Genomic DNA, 16202 nt, shown 5'->3' on the forward strand with positions numbered 1-16202 from the left:
GAGAGATATCCCATGATCGAGACCAAGCTTCACGACGACGTCCTCGAGATTGTCATGGCCAACCCGCCGGTCAATGCACTGGGCGCGCAGGTCCGCCAGGGGCTGGCCAAGGCGCTGGCCGATGCGCAGGGCGATCCGGCGATCAAGGCGATCGTCATTCGCGGCGCCGGCAAGATGTTCTCGGGTGGCGCCGACATTACCGAGTTTGGCAAGCCGCCGGTCGATCCTTGGCTGCCGCAGGTGGTCGATGCGATCGAGGCGAGCGCCAAGCCGGTGGTCGCCGCCATTCATGGCATGGCGCTGGGCGGCGGGCTGGAGGTGGCGCTGGGCGCGCATTACCGGATCGCCAGCCCCAAGGCCAGGCTGGGCCTGCCCGAAGTCTCGCTTGGCATCCTGCCCGGTGCCGGTGGCACGCAACGGCTGCCGCGCCTCGTCGGCGTGGAAACCGCGCTTGGCATGATCGTCTCGGGCACGCCGATCGCGGCGAGCAAGGCGGCGCAGGCCGGGCTCGTCGACAAACTGGCCGAAAGTGACGAAAGCCTTGCCGCCGAGGCGATCGCCTATGCCCGCACGCTCACTGCGCCCCGCCGCACCGGCGATCGTTCGGTTTCGGCCGATCCGGCAGTGTTTGAACAGTTTGCGGCCCAAAATGCCCGCAAGATCAAGGGCCTCGACGCGCCCCAAGCCTGCATCGCGGCGGTGAAGGCGGCAACCGAACTGCCGCTCGACCAAGGGCAGGAAAAGGAACGCGCGCTATTCCAGCAACTCGTCGCCGGCGAGCAGTCCAAGGCGCTGCGCCACGTCTTCTTCGCCGAGCGCGCCGCGGCCAAGATCGATGGCCTGCCCAAGGATATCCAGCTCCGCCCGATCACCAAGGTCGGCGTGATCGGCGCGGGCACGATGGGCGGCGGCATCTCGATGAATTTCCTCTCGGCGCATATCCCGGTAACCATGGTCGAGATGGCGCAGGATGCGCTGGACCGTGGCATCGGCGTCATGCGCAAGAACTATGAGGCGACTGCCGCCAAGGGCAGGCTCACCGCCGAGCAGGTCGAAAAGGCGATGGGCCTTGTCACCCCGACGCTCGACTTTTCAGCGCTTGCCGACTGCGACCTCATCATTGAGGCGGTCTATGAAAACATGGACGTGAAGAAGGAGATTTTTGCCAGGCTCGACGGCATCGCCAAGCCGGGCGCGATGCTTGCGTCAAATACCTCCTATCTCTCGATCGACGAAATCGCGGCGGCAACGACGCGCCCGCAGGACGTGCTCGGCCTCCATTTCTTCTCGCCCGCCAACGTGATGAAGCTGGTCGAGGTGGTACGCGGCGCCAAAACCGCGCCCGATGCGCTGGCCACTGGCATGGATATCGCGCGCAAAATCGGCAAGGTGCCGGTGGTTGCGGGGGTCTGCTATGGCTTCATCGGCAATCGCATGCTGATCCCGCGCCAGGCCAACGCCAACGCGTTGCTGCTGGAAGGCGCGACGCCGGAACAGGTCGATCGCGTGCATACCGACTTCGGCATGCCGATGGGGCCGTTCCAGATGGCCGATCTCGCCGGCGTGGATATCGGCTGGCATCGCGATCCCAGCCGCATCGAAAGCCTTCAGGACGCGCTGTGCGCCGAGGGGCGCTGGGGCCAGAAGAAGCAGGCCGGCTTCTACGATTACGACGAAAAGCGGCGGCCGACGCCATCGCCGGTCGTCGCGACGATCATCGATGATTTCCGCGCCAGGGCCGGGATCGTCCCGCGCGATATTTCCGACGAGGAGATCATGGTGCGCACGCTGTACTCGATGGTCAACGAAGGCGCCAAGATCCTGGAAGAAGGCATCGCCCAACGCGCGTCGGACATCGATGTCGTGTGGAACTATGGCTATGGTTGGCCGCGTCACAAGGGCGGGCCGATGTTCTGGGCAGACACGGTCGGATTGGACAAGATCGCGCAGGCCCTGACACGCTACCAACAAGCGCTGGGCGCCGAATTCATGCTGTCGCCGCTGCTGCTGGACTGCGCCGCGCAAGGCAAGCCGCTCGACCGATAAGCGACGCACAAAAAAGACAAGACAAGAGGAGAGCATCATGCCGCTACGCTTCGCTGAACCGGCGACCGAGGCCTATCGCTTCCCGCTGACCATCCGCCACCTGCTCGATAGTGCCCTGACCACGGCGAGCGACCGGCGGATCGTCTATCGCGACCAGGGCAGCTGGACCTATCGCGAGTTTGCCGGGCGGGTCGGCCGGCTCGCCTCGCTGCTGGCGGACCTGGGTGCCGAGCAGGGGATGACGATCGCGGTGATGGACTGGGACAGCCACCGCTATCTCGAGGCCTATTTCGCCGTTCCGATGATGGGCGCGGTGCTGCAGACGGTGAACGTGCGCCTGCCCGCGCCGCAGGTTGCCTACACGCTGAACCACGCCAAGGCGGAGATCCTGCTCGTCCACCATGATTTCTTTCCGCTGGTTGAAGCCGTGCTGCCATCGCTGCCCGGCGTAAAGGCGGTGGTCGCCATCATGGATGGCACGCAAGGCGCGCTGCCGGCCTATGCCAAGGGCGAGTACGAAGCGCTGTCGGCCGCAGCTTCGCCGGATTATCCGTTCGAGGACTTCGACGAAAACGCCGTTGCCACCACCTTTTACACCACCGGCACCACCGGCAATCCCAAGGGCGTGTGCTTTACCCACCGCCAGCTGGTGCTCCACACGCTGGCGTGCAACGCGCCGTTCGGCGCGGCCGACGGCACCGGCTTTGCCTACAAAGACGTCTACATGCCGCTGACGCCGATGTTCCACGTCCATGCCTGGGGCGTGCCCTATGTCGCGACGATGCTGGGCATGACGCAAGTCTATCCGGGTCGGTACGAGCCCGAGATGCTGTGCCGGCTGCACGCGCAGCACAAGGTGACCTATTCGCACTGCGTGCCGACCATCCTGCGGATGCTGCTCGATGCGGCCGAAAAGACCGGCACCGATGTCAGCGGCTGGACGATCACCGTGGGCGGATCGGCATTGTCGCCGCAACTCTGCGCCGAAGGGCGCCGCAAGGGCATGCGTCTGATCGCGGGGTACGGCATGTCGGAAACCGGGCCGCTGGTCTCGGTCGCGCGTATCCGCCCCGGCACCGAAGGCGATGACGCGGCAGAAATCCAGGCATTGACCGCAACGGTCCCGGCCCCGCTGATTTCTGCGCGGATCGTTGATGATGACATGAATGATTTGCCGCATGACGGCCAGACGCGCGGCGAACTGGTGCTGCGCGCGCCCTGGCTTACCCCCTGCTACACCGGCGATGCCAAGGCCTCGGAAACGTTGTGGCACGGCGGCTGGATGCACACGCAGGACATCGCGACGATCGATCCCGATGGCTACATCCGCATCCGCGACCGACTGAAGGACGTGATCAAGACCGGCGGGGAATGGATCGATTCCATCCAGCTGGAGGAACTCGTCGCCACTGCCGAAGGTGTGGTGGAAGTGGCAGTGGTGGCCATGCCAGACGCCAAATGGGGCGAGCGGCCCTTGGCGGTCGTGGTCGTACGGCCCGGCGCCGCGCTGACGCTCGAAACGCTCAACGCGCCGATCGAGGCAGCGATCAGCCAAGGCACCATCACCCGTTATGCCAAGCTGGAGCGCTTTGCCGTGGTCGAGGGCCTGCCCCGCACCAGCGTCGGCAAGATCGACAAGAAGCTCATCCGTGCCACCCATGCCGATAACGCCCAGGCGGGCGTGGCCTGATGCCCTGCTCCGCTTGTCGCGGCGGCCTCCGCCCTGCCCCTGCCCCCCGCCAGCCGCATGGCGGCCTGTTTGAAAGGTTGATCTGATGGATCTCCACTTCTCGCCCGAGGAAATGGCTTTCCGTGAGGAAGTCAGGGCTTTCCTGAAGGATCGGCTGCCCACCCGCATCGCCGAAAAGGTGCGCACCAGCAAGCGGCTCACCAAGCAGGACATGGTCGAATGGCACGCCATCCTCAACGAGCGCGGCTGGTATGCCAACCACTGGCCCAAGGAATATGGCGGCCCCGGCTGGTCGGTGGCGCAAGCGGCGATCTTCGACATCGAAAGCGCGTTGGCCCACGCACCGCGCATCGTCCCGTTCGGCGTTTCGATGCTTGGCCCGGTGCTGATCAAATATGGTTCGCAGGCGCAAAAGGATCATTGGCTGCCGCGTATCCTCGACGGTACCGACTGGTGGTGCCAGGGCTATTCCGAACCTGGTGCCGGCTCTGACCTTGCCAGCCTGAAAACCAGCGCGGTGCGCGATGGCGACCACTACGTCGTCAACGGCCAGAAGACCTGGACCACGCTTGGCCAGTATGCCGACATGATTTTCTGCCTGGTGCGCACCTCGACCGAGGGCAAGAAGCAGGAGGGCATCTCGTTCCTGCTGATCGACATGAAAACGCCTGGCGTCGAAGTTCGCCCGATCATCCTGCTCGACGGCGAGCACGAGGTGAACGAGGTGTTCTTCACCGATGTGCGCGTGCCGGCGGAAAACCTGGTTGGCGAGGAGAACAAGGGCTGGACCTATGCCAAATACCTGCTGACTTACGAGCGCGCGGGCCTGGCCGGGGTTGGCGGCTCGATGGCGGCGTTCAACCACCTCAAGGAAATCGCGCAGAGCCAGCGCAAGGGGGGCCGGCCGCTCGCGGAAGACCCGTTGTTCGCCGCGCGTCTCGCCCGGCTGGAAATCAACCTCGAGAACCTCAAGCTCACCAACCTGCGCGTGCTGGCCGCTTCGGGAAGCGGCGGGTCGGCGCCGCTGGAAATGAGCGCGATGCTCAAGATCTGCGGCACCGAGATCCGCCAGGAGATCACCAGCCTCACCCGGCGCGCGCTGGGGCCATACGCCCAGCCCTTTGTCAGCGAGGCGCTGGACGAGGGCTTCAACGGCGCGCCGATCGGGCCGGACTATGCCGCGCCAGTAGCGGTGGACTATTTCAACAACCGCAAGCTCTCGATCTTCGGCGGCTCCAACGAAGTGCAGCGCGAGATCATCACCAAAGCCCTGTTGGAGCTCTGAGCCATGTATTTCCACCACAGCGAAGATCGGCAGATGCTGGCCGACATGCTCGGCCGCTACCTCCAGCAGCGTTACCCGTTCGACATCCGCAACAAGATCAGCGCGTCGCCGGAAGGCTGGTCACGCACGCATTGGGCGGAACTGGCGGAACTGGGTGTCGTGGGCGCCCTGTTCGGCGAGGAAGCGGGCGGCTTTGGCGGCACCGGCTTTGACATTGCGGCCGTGTTCGAAGGATTGGGCAAGGCACTCGTGGTCGAGCCGTTCCTCGGCACGCTGATCGCCGGCCAGGCACTGGCCAAGGCAGCGGGCGGGCAGGACGCGCTGCTGGCCGAGGTGCTGGCCGAGGTGATCGCCGGGACTACCCTGATCGCCTTTGCGCATGAAGAGCCGCAGAGCCGGTACGATCTCCACGACGTCGAAACCCATGCCTTGCCCAACAGCGAGGGCTGGGCGCTCCATGGTCGCAAGGCGGTCGTACCGCAGATCGAGGCGGCCGATCGCATTCTCGTTTCGGCGCGGATCGCCGGCGCACCGGGCGATGAAGCCGGCATCGGCCTGTTCCTTCTCGACAAGGCGGCGGCCCAGGTGCGCGGCTATCCCATGGTCGATGGTGGGCGCGGCGGCGAGCTGGTCCTCGATAACACGCCTGCCACGCTGGTGGCCGAGGACGGCTTCCCCCTCATCGAGCAGGCGATCGCCGCCGGCATCGTCGCGCTTGCCTGGGAGGCCGTCGCGGTGATGGACGTGCTCAAGACCGCAACGCTCGATTACCTGCGCACGCGAAAACAGTTCGGCGTGCCGATCGGCAAGTTCCAGGCGCTGCAACATCGCATGGCCACCGTGGCGCTGGAGATCGAGCTGGCGCGCTCCGCCGCGATCAGCGCCGCCGATGCGCTGGGCCAGGATCGGCGCACCCGCGAGCGTGCCGTCTCGGCCGCCAAGTACACGATCGGCCGCGTCGGCACGCTGGTGGCTGAGGAAGCCATCCAGATGCACGGCGGCATCGGCATGACGTGGGAGCTGCCACTCTCGCACTACGCCAAGCGGCTGACGATGATTGGCCACCAGCTCGGCGACGAAGACCATCATCTTGGCCGCTTCATCGCGTTGGGGCACGCCTGATGAGCAGCGACGCATTGCCCTCGGCCGCACTGCTTGCCTTCCAGCTGGGCGACTGGCTGGATGCACTGGGCGGGGATGACCATGGCACGTTCCTCGCCATGCTGGAAATGGCGCACAAGCTCGCGGCAGACGAATTCATGCCGCACTATCGCCAGGCCGACCTCCAGGAACCAACGCTCGACACCGATGGCGTGCATATTCTGCCCGCGATCAAGCAGGCCCTGGCCCGCTATGCCGAACTCGGCCTGTTCGGCATCAGCTTCCCCGAAGAGCTGGGCGGGCTCGCTCTTCCCACGACGACATCGCTGGCGCTGTATGCGGTCTTTGCCGCAGCCAATGTGTCGACCTCTGCCTATCCGATGCTGACGACGGCCAATGCCCGTCTCATCACCGCGTTCGGCACGCCCGCGCAAATCACGCGGTTCGCGCGGCCGCAGATCGCAGGGCGCTGGTTTGGCACGATGTGCTTGTCAGAGCCGCAAGCCGGTTCGAGCCTGGGCGATATCCGCACCCGCGCCGCCCCCGATGGCGAGGACGAGCACGGCGTCCGGTATCGGATCACCGGCAACAAGATGTGGATTTCGGGCGGCGACCAGGATGTGAGCGAGAATATCGTCCACCTCGTCCTCGCCAAGATCACCGACGAAAATGGCGCGCTTCCGGCCGGATCGAAGGGCATCTCGCTGTTCGTCGTGCCCAAATGGCTTGCGGATGGATCGCCCAACGATGTCGTCGTGGCCGGGCTCAACCACAAGATGGGCTTTCGCGGCACGTCCAACTGCCTGCTCAATTTCGGCGAGCGCGAGGGCGCGATCGGATGGCGCGTCGGCGCGCCGGGCCAGGGGCTGGCCCAGATGTTCATGATGATGAACGAGGCCCGGATCGGGGTTGGCATGGGCGCGGCCGCCCTGGCCTATCGCGGGTATCGCCAATCGCTGCGCTATGCGCGCGAACGGGTGCAAGGCCGCGCTGTCGGCACCAAGGGCGGCGATCCGCTGCCGATTATCGACCATCCCGACGTTCGCGGCATGATCCTGCGGCAAAAGGTCTATGCCGAGGGTGCGATCGCGCTCTGCCTCTATTGCGCGCACCTTGTCGATCAGGCGAGGGAGGATGCAGAGGCGCTGCTCGCGTTGCTCACCCCGGTGGCCAAGACGTGGTCGTCCGAGTTCGGTCTCGCCGCCAACGACCTCGCCATCCAGGTTCTGGGCGGATACGGCTACACGCGCGATTTCGATGTCGAGCAGCTCTACCGCGACAACCGCCTCAACCCGATCCACGAAGGCACCACGGGCATCCAGGCGATCGACCTGCTGGGACGCAAGATCCTGTTTTCCGACGGGCGCGGCCTTGCCATGCTGCGCGACAGGATCACCGCCACGGCGGTATGCGCGGATAGCGCCCTGGCCGGTTGCGCCACTGCCCTGACTGCCTTCTGGGACCGACTGGCACAGACCATTGCCGGGCTGCAGAAGCGCAGCGGCGCTGACACCTTTGACGATGCGACGCTGTTTCTGCGCGCCTTCGGCCACGGTGTCGTGATGTGGTTGTGGTTGGACCAGGCCGGGAAGGCCGCCGTCGATAGTCCGCTGCGCCCCGGCATCCTCGCTGCGTGCCGTTTCATGGCCGAAACCGAACTGCCACAGGCGCTGGCGTGGCTCCGCGTGGTCGACACGCACAGCGATCTGGTGCGCAACCTGCCGGAAGAGGCATTCGCATGACCGATTTTACCGCTGCCATCCAGGCAGAGATCGGCATAACCCGCCATTCGGACTGGGTCATCGTCGATCAGAAGATGATCGATCTCTTCGCCGAAGCGACGCACGACCACCAGTTCATCCACGTCGATCCGGCGCGCGCGGCGCAAACGCCGTTCGGCGGCACGATCGCGCACGGCTTCCTCACCCTGTCATTGCTCGCCTGGCTCGATGGCTCGATCACCCGCCCCGCCATGCCGCCTGTCAAGATGGGCGTGAACTATGGGCTGGACCGCGTGCGGTTCATCTCGCCGGTTCGCTCTGGCAGCCGGATTCGCCTGGCGTCGACACTTGTCGACATCACCGAGAAGGCGCCCGGCCGCTTTCAGCAGACACTCGATGTCTCGATCGAGATCGAGGGGCACGCCAAGCCTGCTCTTGCCGCCATGTGGCTCACCCAATTCACGATTTAAAAAATCAGGAGATTCTCGTGCGCGAAGCCGTCATCGTTTCCACCGCCCGTACCCCGATCGGCCGCGCCTATCGCGGCGCGTTCAACGCCACCCCCTCCCCCACGCTCGCCGCGCATGCGATCCGCAGCGCCGTCGAGCGGGCCGGCGTGGACCCGGCCGAAATTGACGATTGCATCATCGGCTCTGCCTTGCCGCAGGGCGTGCAGCACACGATCGGGCGCACCGCCGCCTTGCGCGCTGGCCTGCCGGTAACGGTCTCGGGCCTCACCATCGACCGGCAATGCTCCTCCGGGCTCATGGCGATCGCCACGGCTGCCAAGCAGGTCATCGTCGATCGCATGGACGTGGTCGTTGCCGGCGGCGTTGAATCCATTTCGCTGGTGCAGACGCCGCAAATGCGGGTGGAGCCCGATCGCGCGCTGCTCGCGATGGTACCAGACATCTACATGCCGATGCTTCAGACCGCCGAGATTGTCGCCAAGCGCTATGGCATCTCGCGCGCCGCGCAGGATGCCTATGCGTTGCGCTCGCAGCAACAGACGGCCAGGGCCCAGGCCGCCGGGGCCTTCGACCAGGAAATCGTACCCGTAACCGCGACGATGGCCGTCGCCGACAAGGCCACCGGCGAAATTTCGCACCGCGACGTCACGCTGACCAAGGACGAGGGCAATCGCCCGGAGACCACGGCAGATGGGCTCGCCGCGCTCAAGCCGGTGGTCGAAGGCGGTGTCATCACCGCGGGCAACGCATCGCAACTGTCCGATGGCGCTTCGGCCTGCGTGGTCATGGAAGCCAGGCTGGCTGCCGATCGCGGGCTCACGCCGCTCGGCCGCTATGTCGGCATGGCAATGGCCGGCACAGAGCCCGATGAAATGGGCATCGGCCCCGTCTTTGCAGTGCCCAAGCTGCTCGAACGGTTCGGCCTTGGCATGGACGACATCGGGCTGTGGGAGCTTAACGAAGCCTTTGCCGTGCAGGTGCTGTATTGCCGCGACACGCTGGGCATTCCCGATGACCGGCTCAACGTCAATGGCGGCGCCATCTCGATCGGCCATCCCTATGGCATGTCGGGCGCACGCATGGTCGGTCACGCGTTGATCGAGGGCAAGCGGCGCGGTGCGCGGCACGTTGTCGTGACGATGTGCGTGGGCGGCGGCATGGGCGCGGCCGGCCTGTTCGAGGTGCTGTGATGAAGGCGCTCATCTCGCGCGCGCCCGGCGGCCCTGAAACGCTGGAACTGGCCGAGCTGCCAACACCGCAGCCCGGTCGATCGGAACTGCGGATCCGCGTCATCGCCTGCGCCATCAACTATCCCGATGTGCTCATCATCGAGGACAAGTACCAGTTCAAGCCAACCCGCCCCTTCGCACCGGGATCGGAGGTTTGCGGTGTCGTCGATGCGCTGGGCGAGGGCGTGGAGGATTGGGCGATCGGCGATCGGTTGATCGCGATCACGCTTGGGGGCGGGCTGGCCGAACAGGTCATCGTTCCCGCCGCCTCGGCCATCCGCCTGCCCGACGGCGCAGATCCGGTCGAAGGCGCCGCGCTCGTGTTCACCTATGGCACCACGATCCACGCGCTGAAGGATCGCGGGCAACTCAAGGCTGGTGAAACGCTGCTGGTCCTGGGCGCGGCGGGCGGCATCGGCCTGTCTGCGATCGAGATCGGCAAGGCGCTTGGCGCCACGGTTGTCGCTGCCGTTTCCAGCGCGGAAAAAGCCGCCGCCGCGCGCCAGGCCGGGGCCGACAGCACGGTGATCTATCCGTCAGGCCCCTTGGACAAGGCCGCGTCCAAGGCGCTGGCCGAAACGTTCAAGGCGGCCGTGGGCCCACACGGCGCGCATGTGATCTACGATCCCGTGGGTGGCGACTATGCCGAGCCGGCGCTCCGCAGCATTGCCTGGGAAGGTCGCTACCTCGTCACCGGCTTCCCGGCGGGGATACCGCATTTGCCGCTCAACCTGACGCTGTTGAAAGCCTGCGACGTGCGCGGCGTTTTCTGGGGCGGCTTCGTTTCCCGCGAACCGGAACGCCATCGCGCCCATGTGCGCGAACTGCTGCACTGGTGGCAGAACGGACAGATCAAGCCACGGATCGACCGCGTCTTCCCCCTCGCCGAAGGCGGCGCCGCGATCGCGCGGCTGGCCAACCGTTCGGCCATCGGCAAGGTCGTCGTGAGACTGTCGCAGGACGACTAGGGTCTGTGGACGAATGCGATGCCCGGAAACGCCAGTTGCGGCCATGCTGGCGTTTTACACAAGCAGAACAGCTGGACCCCGGATCAAGTCCGGGGTGACGATAAGTACATATATTCTCTCAAATTCTTCGTCACCCCGGACTTGATCCGGGGTCCAGCTTGATAACTTGCACCTTGGCTGCCGTCATTGCGCATTCGGCAGCCAGCCACCAGTTTCGGTCGTTCCAGAAGCGCTGGATTTGTCCACGCGGGCTGGGCGCCGCGCTGGGGTTGCACTTGGTTTACGACCCGCCAGTGACCAACCCAAATTAGACCTCTCGCTGCTGCTGCCTTCCGTCGGGCAAGCAAGCAGCGAGCAGCATCGATCAGGCCTGGCCCGCCGGCTGGCCGGCTGGAACTTCGGCCACCTTGGCGTCCTTGAACAGGGCGTCATACTTGGTTTCGAGGTTCTTGAACTCGGTCCCGCAGATTTTGTCCCACCAGCGGAAATACAATCCATAGTTTCCGCGGACCATCTGGTGATGCATGTAGTGATGCATCGCGGTGTTCTTCCACTTCAGCACCGGAACCTTGAGCCACCAGGACGGATAGACCTCATAACCAAGGTGGCCGATCACATTCAACGCCAGCTGGCCCAGCCCCCAGACCACCGGGATCGAAACGTGCCATGGCAAGAGGAGAAACAGGGGGAGCATGGCCACCGCCGCGCCTGCTTCGCCCAGCGCCTCCAGCGGGTGGAAGTGGAACGCCGAGTAAGGCGTCGGGTCGGTGCTCTCGTGGTGAACCTTGTGCACCCGATCATACAGCTTCGGGTGATGCATGATGCGATGCATCCAATAGAAATACGCATCGTGGATCACGAACACAAAGAACAGGATCATCGCGTAATAGGCCCACCCGTGGGTGGCGATGTCGCTATAGCTGTTTTTTTCCGATGCCGGGACGAGAAACGCCGTCCAGATATCGACAGCAATGAAAATCACCTGCGTGCAGGTGCTGAACAGCGCCTCGCGAAACACCTGGCTGGGCTTGGGCCAAGGCTTGCGCGACAGCTTGCGTTTCTTCAGGGGCTTGTCGAGCAGCACCCAGAACACCACGAAGAAGGTAGTCGCAAAGGCGATGTACTTCGCGGTTTCACTAAAGAAGATCTGCACCTGCTCGTTGGCTTCCGAGCCGAGCAGGGGGTTGATGACGGTGGCCAGCAAGGCTGCGCCGGCGCCGCCCAATCCGATCCAGATCGGCGTGCGTGTCGACTTTATCGGGCCTTCTCTTGTCGCCATGGGATTTCCTCGCGTTGAGCCGGCCCGCCGTACCGAGCTTCAATGGAGGAAATGTGGAGGGAAGTTGGAGCGCGCGTGGCGAAGGCCAATGCGTGGCGACGCCCACAAGGACGCCGCCCGCATCGGCAATCACACACGGACCAGTCCGTGCCGCGCCAGCATCGCATGCGGCTGTGCATCGCGCCCCCGGAACGCGCGAAAGCTTTCCGCTGCCGAACGGCTGGCACCCCGTGCGAGGATGTCGTCGCGCAGCTTTTCCGCCGTGGCGCGATCGATCGTGCCGGCCTCGGCAAAGCGTTGGAACCCATCGGCAGCCAGCACTTCTGCCCAGAGATAGCTGTAATAGCCAGATGCATAGGCGCCCGCGAAAATATGGGTGAAGGCATGCGGGAAGCGGTGCCAGGCCGGTGGATGCACCACGGCCACCTCGTCGCGCACCGCCGCGATCACCTCGATCGGGTCGCTTCCCAGCGTTCCGAGATGCAGGAACAGGTCGAACAGCGCCAATTCGGCCTGGCGCACGATGAACATGCCCGACAGGAAATGACGCGCGGCAACGAGCGTGTCGAACACCGCATCGGGCAACGACGCACCGGTTTCATGGTGGCGCGACATGTCGCGCAACGTGGCGCGATCCCACGCAAAATCCTCCATCAACTGGCTGGGCAGTTCGATTGCATCCCACTCGAACCCGTTGGTGCCGGCAATGTTGGGGCGGTCAACGCGCGTGAACAGGTGATGCAGGCAATGCCCGGTCTCGTGCAGGAAGGTGACTACCTCCTTGTGGCTGAGCAGCGAAGGCGCATCGTGCGTCTTCGGCGCGAAGTTGCAGACGAGGTAGGCAACCGGCACGCGCCGGACATTGCCGTCGTTCAGCCGGGGCCGCGCCTGCGCCATCCAGGCGCCACCGCGCTTGCCCGGGCGGGCATGCAGATCGACATAGACGCCCGCGAAGACCGTCCCTTGTTCGTCGGCTACGTCGTAATAGCATGCATCGGGATGATAGACGGCAATGTCGGGCCGCGCAGTCAGGCGAATGCCGAACAAGCGGCAGAGCAGCCGCTGCCAGCCCGCGACGACGCGCTCCACCGGGAAATGGGCGCGCACCTGCTGCTCGTCGATCGCATACTGCGCCTCGCGCATCCGCTCGCCGACATAAGCGATGTCCCACGGTTGCAGGTCGGCGATGCCCAGATATGCCGCCGCATAGCCGGCCAGCGCAGCGATCTCTGCCGTTGCGGCAGGTTTCGCGCGGTCAGCAAGATCACGAAGGAAAGCAATGACCTCGCCTGCGCCCGGCGCCATCTTGGTGGCAAGCGACCATTCGACCGGGTCGGCAAAGCCGAGCAGCCGGGCAGCCTCGTGGCGCCGCACGAGGATATCGGCGATCCGCTGCGAATTGTCGAACTGCCCGGCATGGGGCCCCTGGTCCGAGGCGCGCGTGCCGGCGGCGGCATAGACACGCTCGCGCAGGTCGCGGTTTGCCGCGAAAGTAAGGACGGCGCTGACACTCGGCATCTGCAGCGTGACGACCCACCCCGAAAGGCCCTTGGCCCGCGCCGCCTCGGCGAACATCGCCTTGTCCGTATCCGCAAGCCCGGCGAGCAGCGCTTCGTCCGCGATATGTTCAAACCAGGCGTCGGTCGCATCGAGCACGGCATTGCCGAACGCGGTCGAGAGCTGCGACAGTTCCACCGAAAGCGCGGCAAAGCGTGCGCGATCCTGAGACGGGAGGGCCACGCCGGCGAGCGTGAAGTCGCGGACCCTGTGCAGCACGGCGGCGCGATCCGCATCGGCAAGCCCGGCAAACTCGCCGGTCCGGGTCAGCGCGACCAGCACAGCATAGAGCGCCTCGTTCTGCATGATCTGGAGGTGGTTTTCCACCAGCAGCACTTCGCCAGCAGCATAGGCCGCGCGTAGATCAGGCGTGTCGGCAACGCCGTGAAGATGCGACACGGCAGACCAGATGCCCGCAATCGCCGTGTCGGCGCGTTCCAATGGCATCCATGCCTCGGCAAATCGGGTCGGCCGGGTCTCGACGATCCTGGCAACCACTGCGCGGTGTTCGGCAATCGCCTGATCAAGCGCGGGTACGATGTGCTCAGGTCGGATATCCTCAAAACGCGGCAGTGCCAGCGTGTCGAGCAGCGGGTTCGGTGTCATCGATGTCCCTTTCAGACCGTCAGGCCGGTGTCGGCGCCGTCGGCTGCGATCGCATGGCTATTGTGCCCGGCCAGGTAGCGCTCGGCTTCCAGTGCAGCCATGCAGCCCATGCCGGCAGACGTAACGGCCTGGCGAAACTGCTTGTCCTGCACATCACCCGCCGCGAATACACCGGGCACGCTGGTTGCGGTGGAACCGAGGGTGACGAGGATGTAGCCCTCCTCGTCCATGTGCAGTTGCCCCTGGAAGAGGGCAGTGGCCGGATCGTGGCCGATCGCGACAAACAGCCCATGCACCGCCAGCTGCGACACCGCGCCATCACGCGTGTCGCGCAGGGCCACGCCGGTTACACCAGCGCCGTTGCCCAGCACCTCGACCACTTCGGCGTTCCACACCATCTCGATCCTGGGATTGGCGTGCAGACGTGCCTGGTTAATCCGGTCGGCCCGCAAGGTGTCGCGGCGGTGGATCAGATAGACCTTCTCGGCGAAATTGGTCAGGTACAGTGCTTCCTCGACCGCCGTATTGCCGCCGCCGACGACCGCGCAAATCCGCCCCCGATAAAAGAATCCGTCGCACGTAGCGCAGGCCGATACGCCGCGCCCGCGAAATTCGGCTTCGCTGGCCAGCCCCAGCCAGCGCGCTGACGCACCCGTGGCGATGACGATCGTGTCGGTGGTATAGTGTACGCCGCCATCACCGATTGCCAGGAACGGCGCCCGCCCCAGATCGACCTTGACGATGACGTCGCCAACCACGTCGACCCCCGCGTGGCGCACCTGCTCACCCATCCGCGCCATTAGATCGGGACCGAGCACGCTGGCGTCGCCCGGCCAGTTCTCGACATCGGTGGTGATGGTCAATTGCCCACCGGGCTGCGGCCCTTCGATCAGCGTGGGCGCCAGTGCCGCTCGCGCGGCGTAGACAGCCGCAGTGTATCCTGCCGGGCCAGAGCCGATGATCAGCACCTTACTGTGCCGGCTGTCTACCTCGGCGACCCCCGCGATTTCGTGTTCCAGCGTCATTGCGCCGCAAGCCGTGTTGCGGCGATCGGCGCCTGTTCCATCAGTTCGATCGCCTTCCAGGCCAGGGCCCGATATCGCGCGCTCGATTCCTCCATGAGATCCAGCCGCACGCGAAATTGCTCTGCCAGCGCCGGATGATCGGCGTCCAGGATCGCCAGCACGCGGTCGAGCCCGGAAAGTTCGGCCTTGTATCCGTCGGTCTCTGCCTGCTGGCGAATATGGAAGACGCGACTCTCGTTTTCCTCGGTCCAGCCAGCCTCGGACAGGGACAGATGGAGTTCGGCGGTGCCCAGCCCGTTCAGCGTGTCGCGCAGCACGGTCCGCATGGTGCCCGGCCAAGCCGCAGCTTCCACGACCTGTGCGGCCCGGCGTTCCAGCGCCGCTTCATCGACAGCATCCGTCGCAGCCACGGCGGCGAGGCGCGCGGCTTTCCACGTCTTGCGATCGGGTTCGTCGCCGTCGATCGCGCGGCGGTGCAGCGCCATGATCGCCTGCCGGCTCTGCTCGACATCGGGATATCGTTCAGTCAGCTTCACCAGGTCCGCGTTGGCGAGCAGGTCAAGCACGAGCTGCGAAACGATCGTCGTAAGATCGGCGCCCACCGGTGTCCGCTCTAGCCAGGCTAGCGCGAAACGCACCGCCTCAGGCTGCGGACGAAAGCCGTTGACCAGCATCGGCAGGGTCTCAGCCAAGGCAAGCGGGTATCCCAGCCGCTCGGCATAGGCGGGCGTATCATCGGCCTCGACGACCGCACCGATAACGTTCGCGTTTCCGTTTTCCCAGGCCGGGAAATAGACGAAGCTACCCGCTGCGACATGCCCCTGCAGGCGATCGAGCGCCTGCGCCTTGACCAGGGGGTCGCCGTGAAACGCAATCACCGCCACTTACTCTGCCCCCACATGCGCATCGACAAAGGCGTCGAGGCGGCTGCGCGACAGGGTGCCAAACGTCCGCGCGGTTTCCGCCCCGTCCTTCACGATCATCAGCAGCGGAATGCCGCGCACTTCGAAACGTTCGGCCAGGCCGGGATTGGCCTCGATATCGACCTTCACGATCTCCATCTCTTCGGCATATTCCTCGGCTATCTCGTCGAGCGTCGGAGCGAGCGCCTTGCACGGCGCGCACCAGGGCGCCCAGAAATCGACCAGCACGGGCTTGTCGCTGTTCATGACGATCTCGTCGAAATCCTGCTCGTTGGCATTGCGCATGAAGTGATCCTTTCGGG

13 protein-coding genes are annotated in these 16202 nt (G+C 65.1%); 8 read left to right on the forward strand and 5 right to left on the reverse strand.

Annotated elements, in window-relative coordinates; genetic code table 11:
* Window positions 1-12: 12 nt before the first annotated feature.
* The 8 genes from FHW97_RS08580 (at window position 13) to FHW97_RS08615 (ending at window position 10510) form a co-directional block, all read left to right on the forward strand.
* Entirely contained in the window at window positions 13-2046 is a 2034-nt protein-coding gene (locus FHW97_RS08580; protein ID WP_171798698.1) for a 3-hydroxyacyl-CoA dehydrogenase NAD-binding domain-containing protein, read from the forward strand.
* A 37-nt stretch (window positions 2047-2083) separates the two neighbouring features.
* Window positions 2084-3736: a long-chain-fatty-acid--CoA ligase gene (locus FHW97_RS08585; protein ID WP_169048498.1), complete on the forward strand. Its 1653-nt coding sequence runs from the start codon at window positions 2084-2086 to the stop codon at window positions 3734-3736.
* Between the two features lie 85 nt (window positions 3737-3821).
* Window positions 3822-5021 carry an acyl-CoA dehydrogenase family protein gene (locus FHW97_RS08590; protein WP_022677731.1) on the forward strand — a complete coding sequence of 400 codons (1200 nt, stop codon included), beginning with the start codon at window positions 3822-3824 and terminating at the stop codon, window positions 5019-5021.
* Window positions 5022-5024: 3 nt separating this feature from the next.
* A complete protein-coding gene (locus tag FHW97_RS08595; RefSeq protein ID WP_171798699.1) occupies window positions 5025-6143 on the forward strand; it encodes an acyl-CoA dehydrogenase family protein in 1119 nt (372 codons plus the stop codon).
* Complete coding sequence (locus tag FHW97_RS08600; RefSeq protein ID WP_171798700.1) at window positions 6143-7864, forward strand: acyl-CoA dehydrogenase; 1722 nt, start codon at window positions 6143-6145, stop codon at window positions 7862-7864. The genes FHW97_RS08595 and FHW97_RS08600 overlap by 1 nt, the downstream gene beginning before the upstream one ends.
* Window positions 7861-8313 carry a MaoC family dehydratase gene (locus tag FHW97_RS08605; protein WP_171798701.1) on the forward strand — a complete coding sequence of 151 codons (453 nt, stop codon included), beginning with the start codon at window positions 7861-7863 and terminating at the stop codon, window positions 8311-8313. Before FHW97_RS08600 ends, FHW97_RS08605 begins: the two co-directional genes overlap by 4 nt.
* Window positions 8314-8330: 17 nt before the next feature.
* The gene (locus FHW97_RS08610; protein ID WP_062786832.1) at window positions 8331-9503 is read left to right on the forward strand and encodes an acetyl-CoA C-acyltransferase; all 1173 of its coding nucleotides are present in this window, start codon (window positions 8331-8333) and stop codon (window positions 9501-9503) included.
* Window positions 9503-10510: an NADPH:quinone oxidoreductase family protein gene (locus FHW97_RS08615; protein ID WP_022677736.1), complete on the forward strand. Its 1008-nt coding sequence runs from the start codon at window positions 9503-9505 to the stop codon at window positions 10508-10510. Before FHW97_RS08610 ends, FHW97_RS08615 begins: the two co-directional genes overlap by 1 nt.
* A 364-nt stretch (window positions 10511-10874) precedes the next feature.
* Here the strand turns inward: FHW97_RS08615 and FHW97_RS08620 are convergent, their stop codons facing one another.
* The 5 genes from FHW97_RS08620 to trxA all read right to left on the reverse strand — a co-directional run bounded on the left by FHW97_RS08620 (window position 10875) and on the right by trxA (window position 16185).
* Window positions 10875-11789: a sterol desaturase family protein gene (locus FHW97_RS08620; protein ID WP_082209250.1), complete on the reverse strand. Its 915-nt coding sequence runs from the start codon at window positions 11787-11789 to the stop codon at window positions 10875-10877.
* Between the two features lie 129 nt (window positions 11790-11918).
* Window positions 11919-13952 (reverse strand): M3 family metallopeptidase, encoded by a 2034-nt coding sequence (locus tag FHW97_RS08625; RefSeq protein WP_171798702.1) that lies wholly within the window; start codon window positions 13950-13952, stop codon window positions 11919-11921.
* A gap of 11 nt (window positions 13953-13963) precedes the next feature.
* Window positions 13964-14977, reverse strand: coding sequence for a thioredoxin-disulfide reductase (trxB, locus tag FHW97_RS08630; protein WP_171798703.1), 1014 nt, complete (start codon window positions 14975-14977; stop codon window positions 13964-13966).
* Complete coding sequence (locus FHW97_RS08635; RefSeq protein WP_171798704.1) at window positions 14974-15855, reverse strand: hypothetical protein; 882 nt, start codon at window positions 15853-15855, stop codon at window positions 14974-14976. Before FHW97_RS08635 ends, trxB begins: the two co-directional genes overlap by 4 nt.
* Before the next feature lie 6 nt (window positions 15856-15861).
* Window positions 15862-16185 (reverse strand): thioredoxin, encoded by a 324-nt coding sequence (gene trxA / locus FHW97_RS08640; RefSeq protein ID WP_022677741.1) that lies wholly within the window; start codon window positions 16183-16185, stop codon window positions 15862-15864.
* Between the last annotated feature and the right edge of the window lie 17 nt (window positions 16186-16202).

The organism is Novosphingobium sp. SG754 (assembly GCF_013149315.1).
GTDB classification, from domain to species: Bacteria; Pseudomonadota; Alphaproteobacteria; order Sphingomonadales; family Sphingomonadaceae; genus Novosphingobium; species Novosphingobium capsulatum.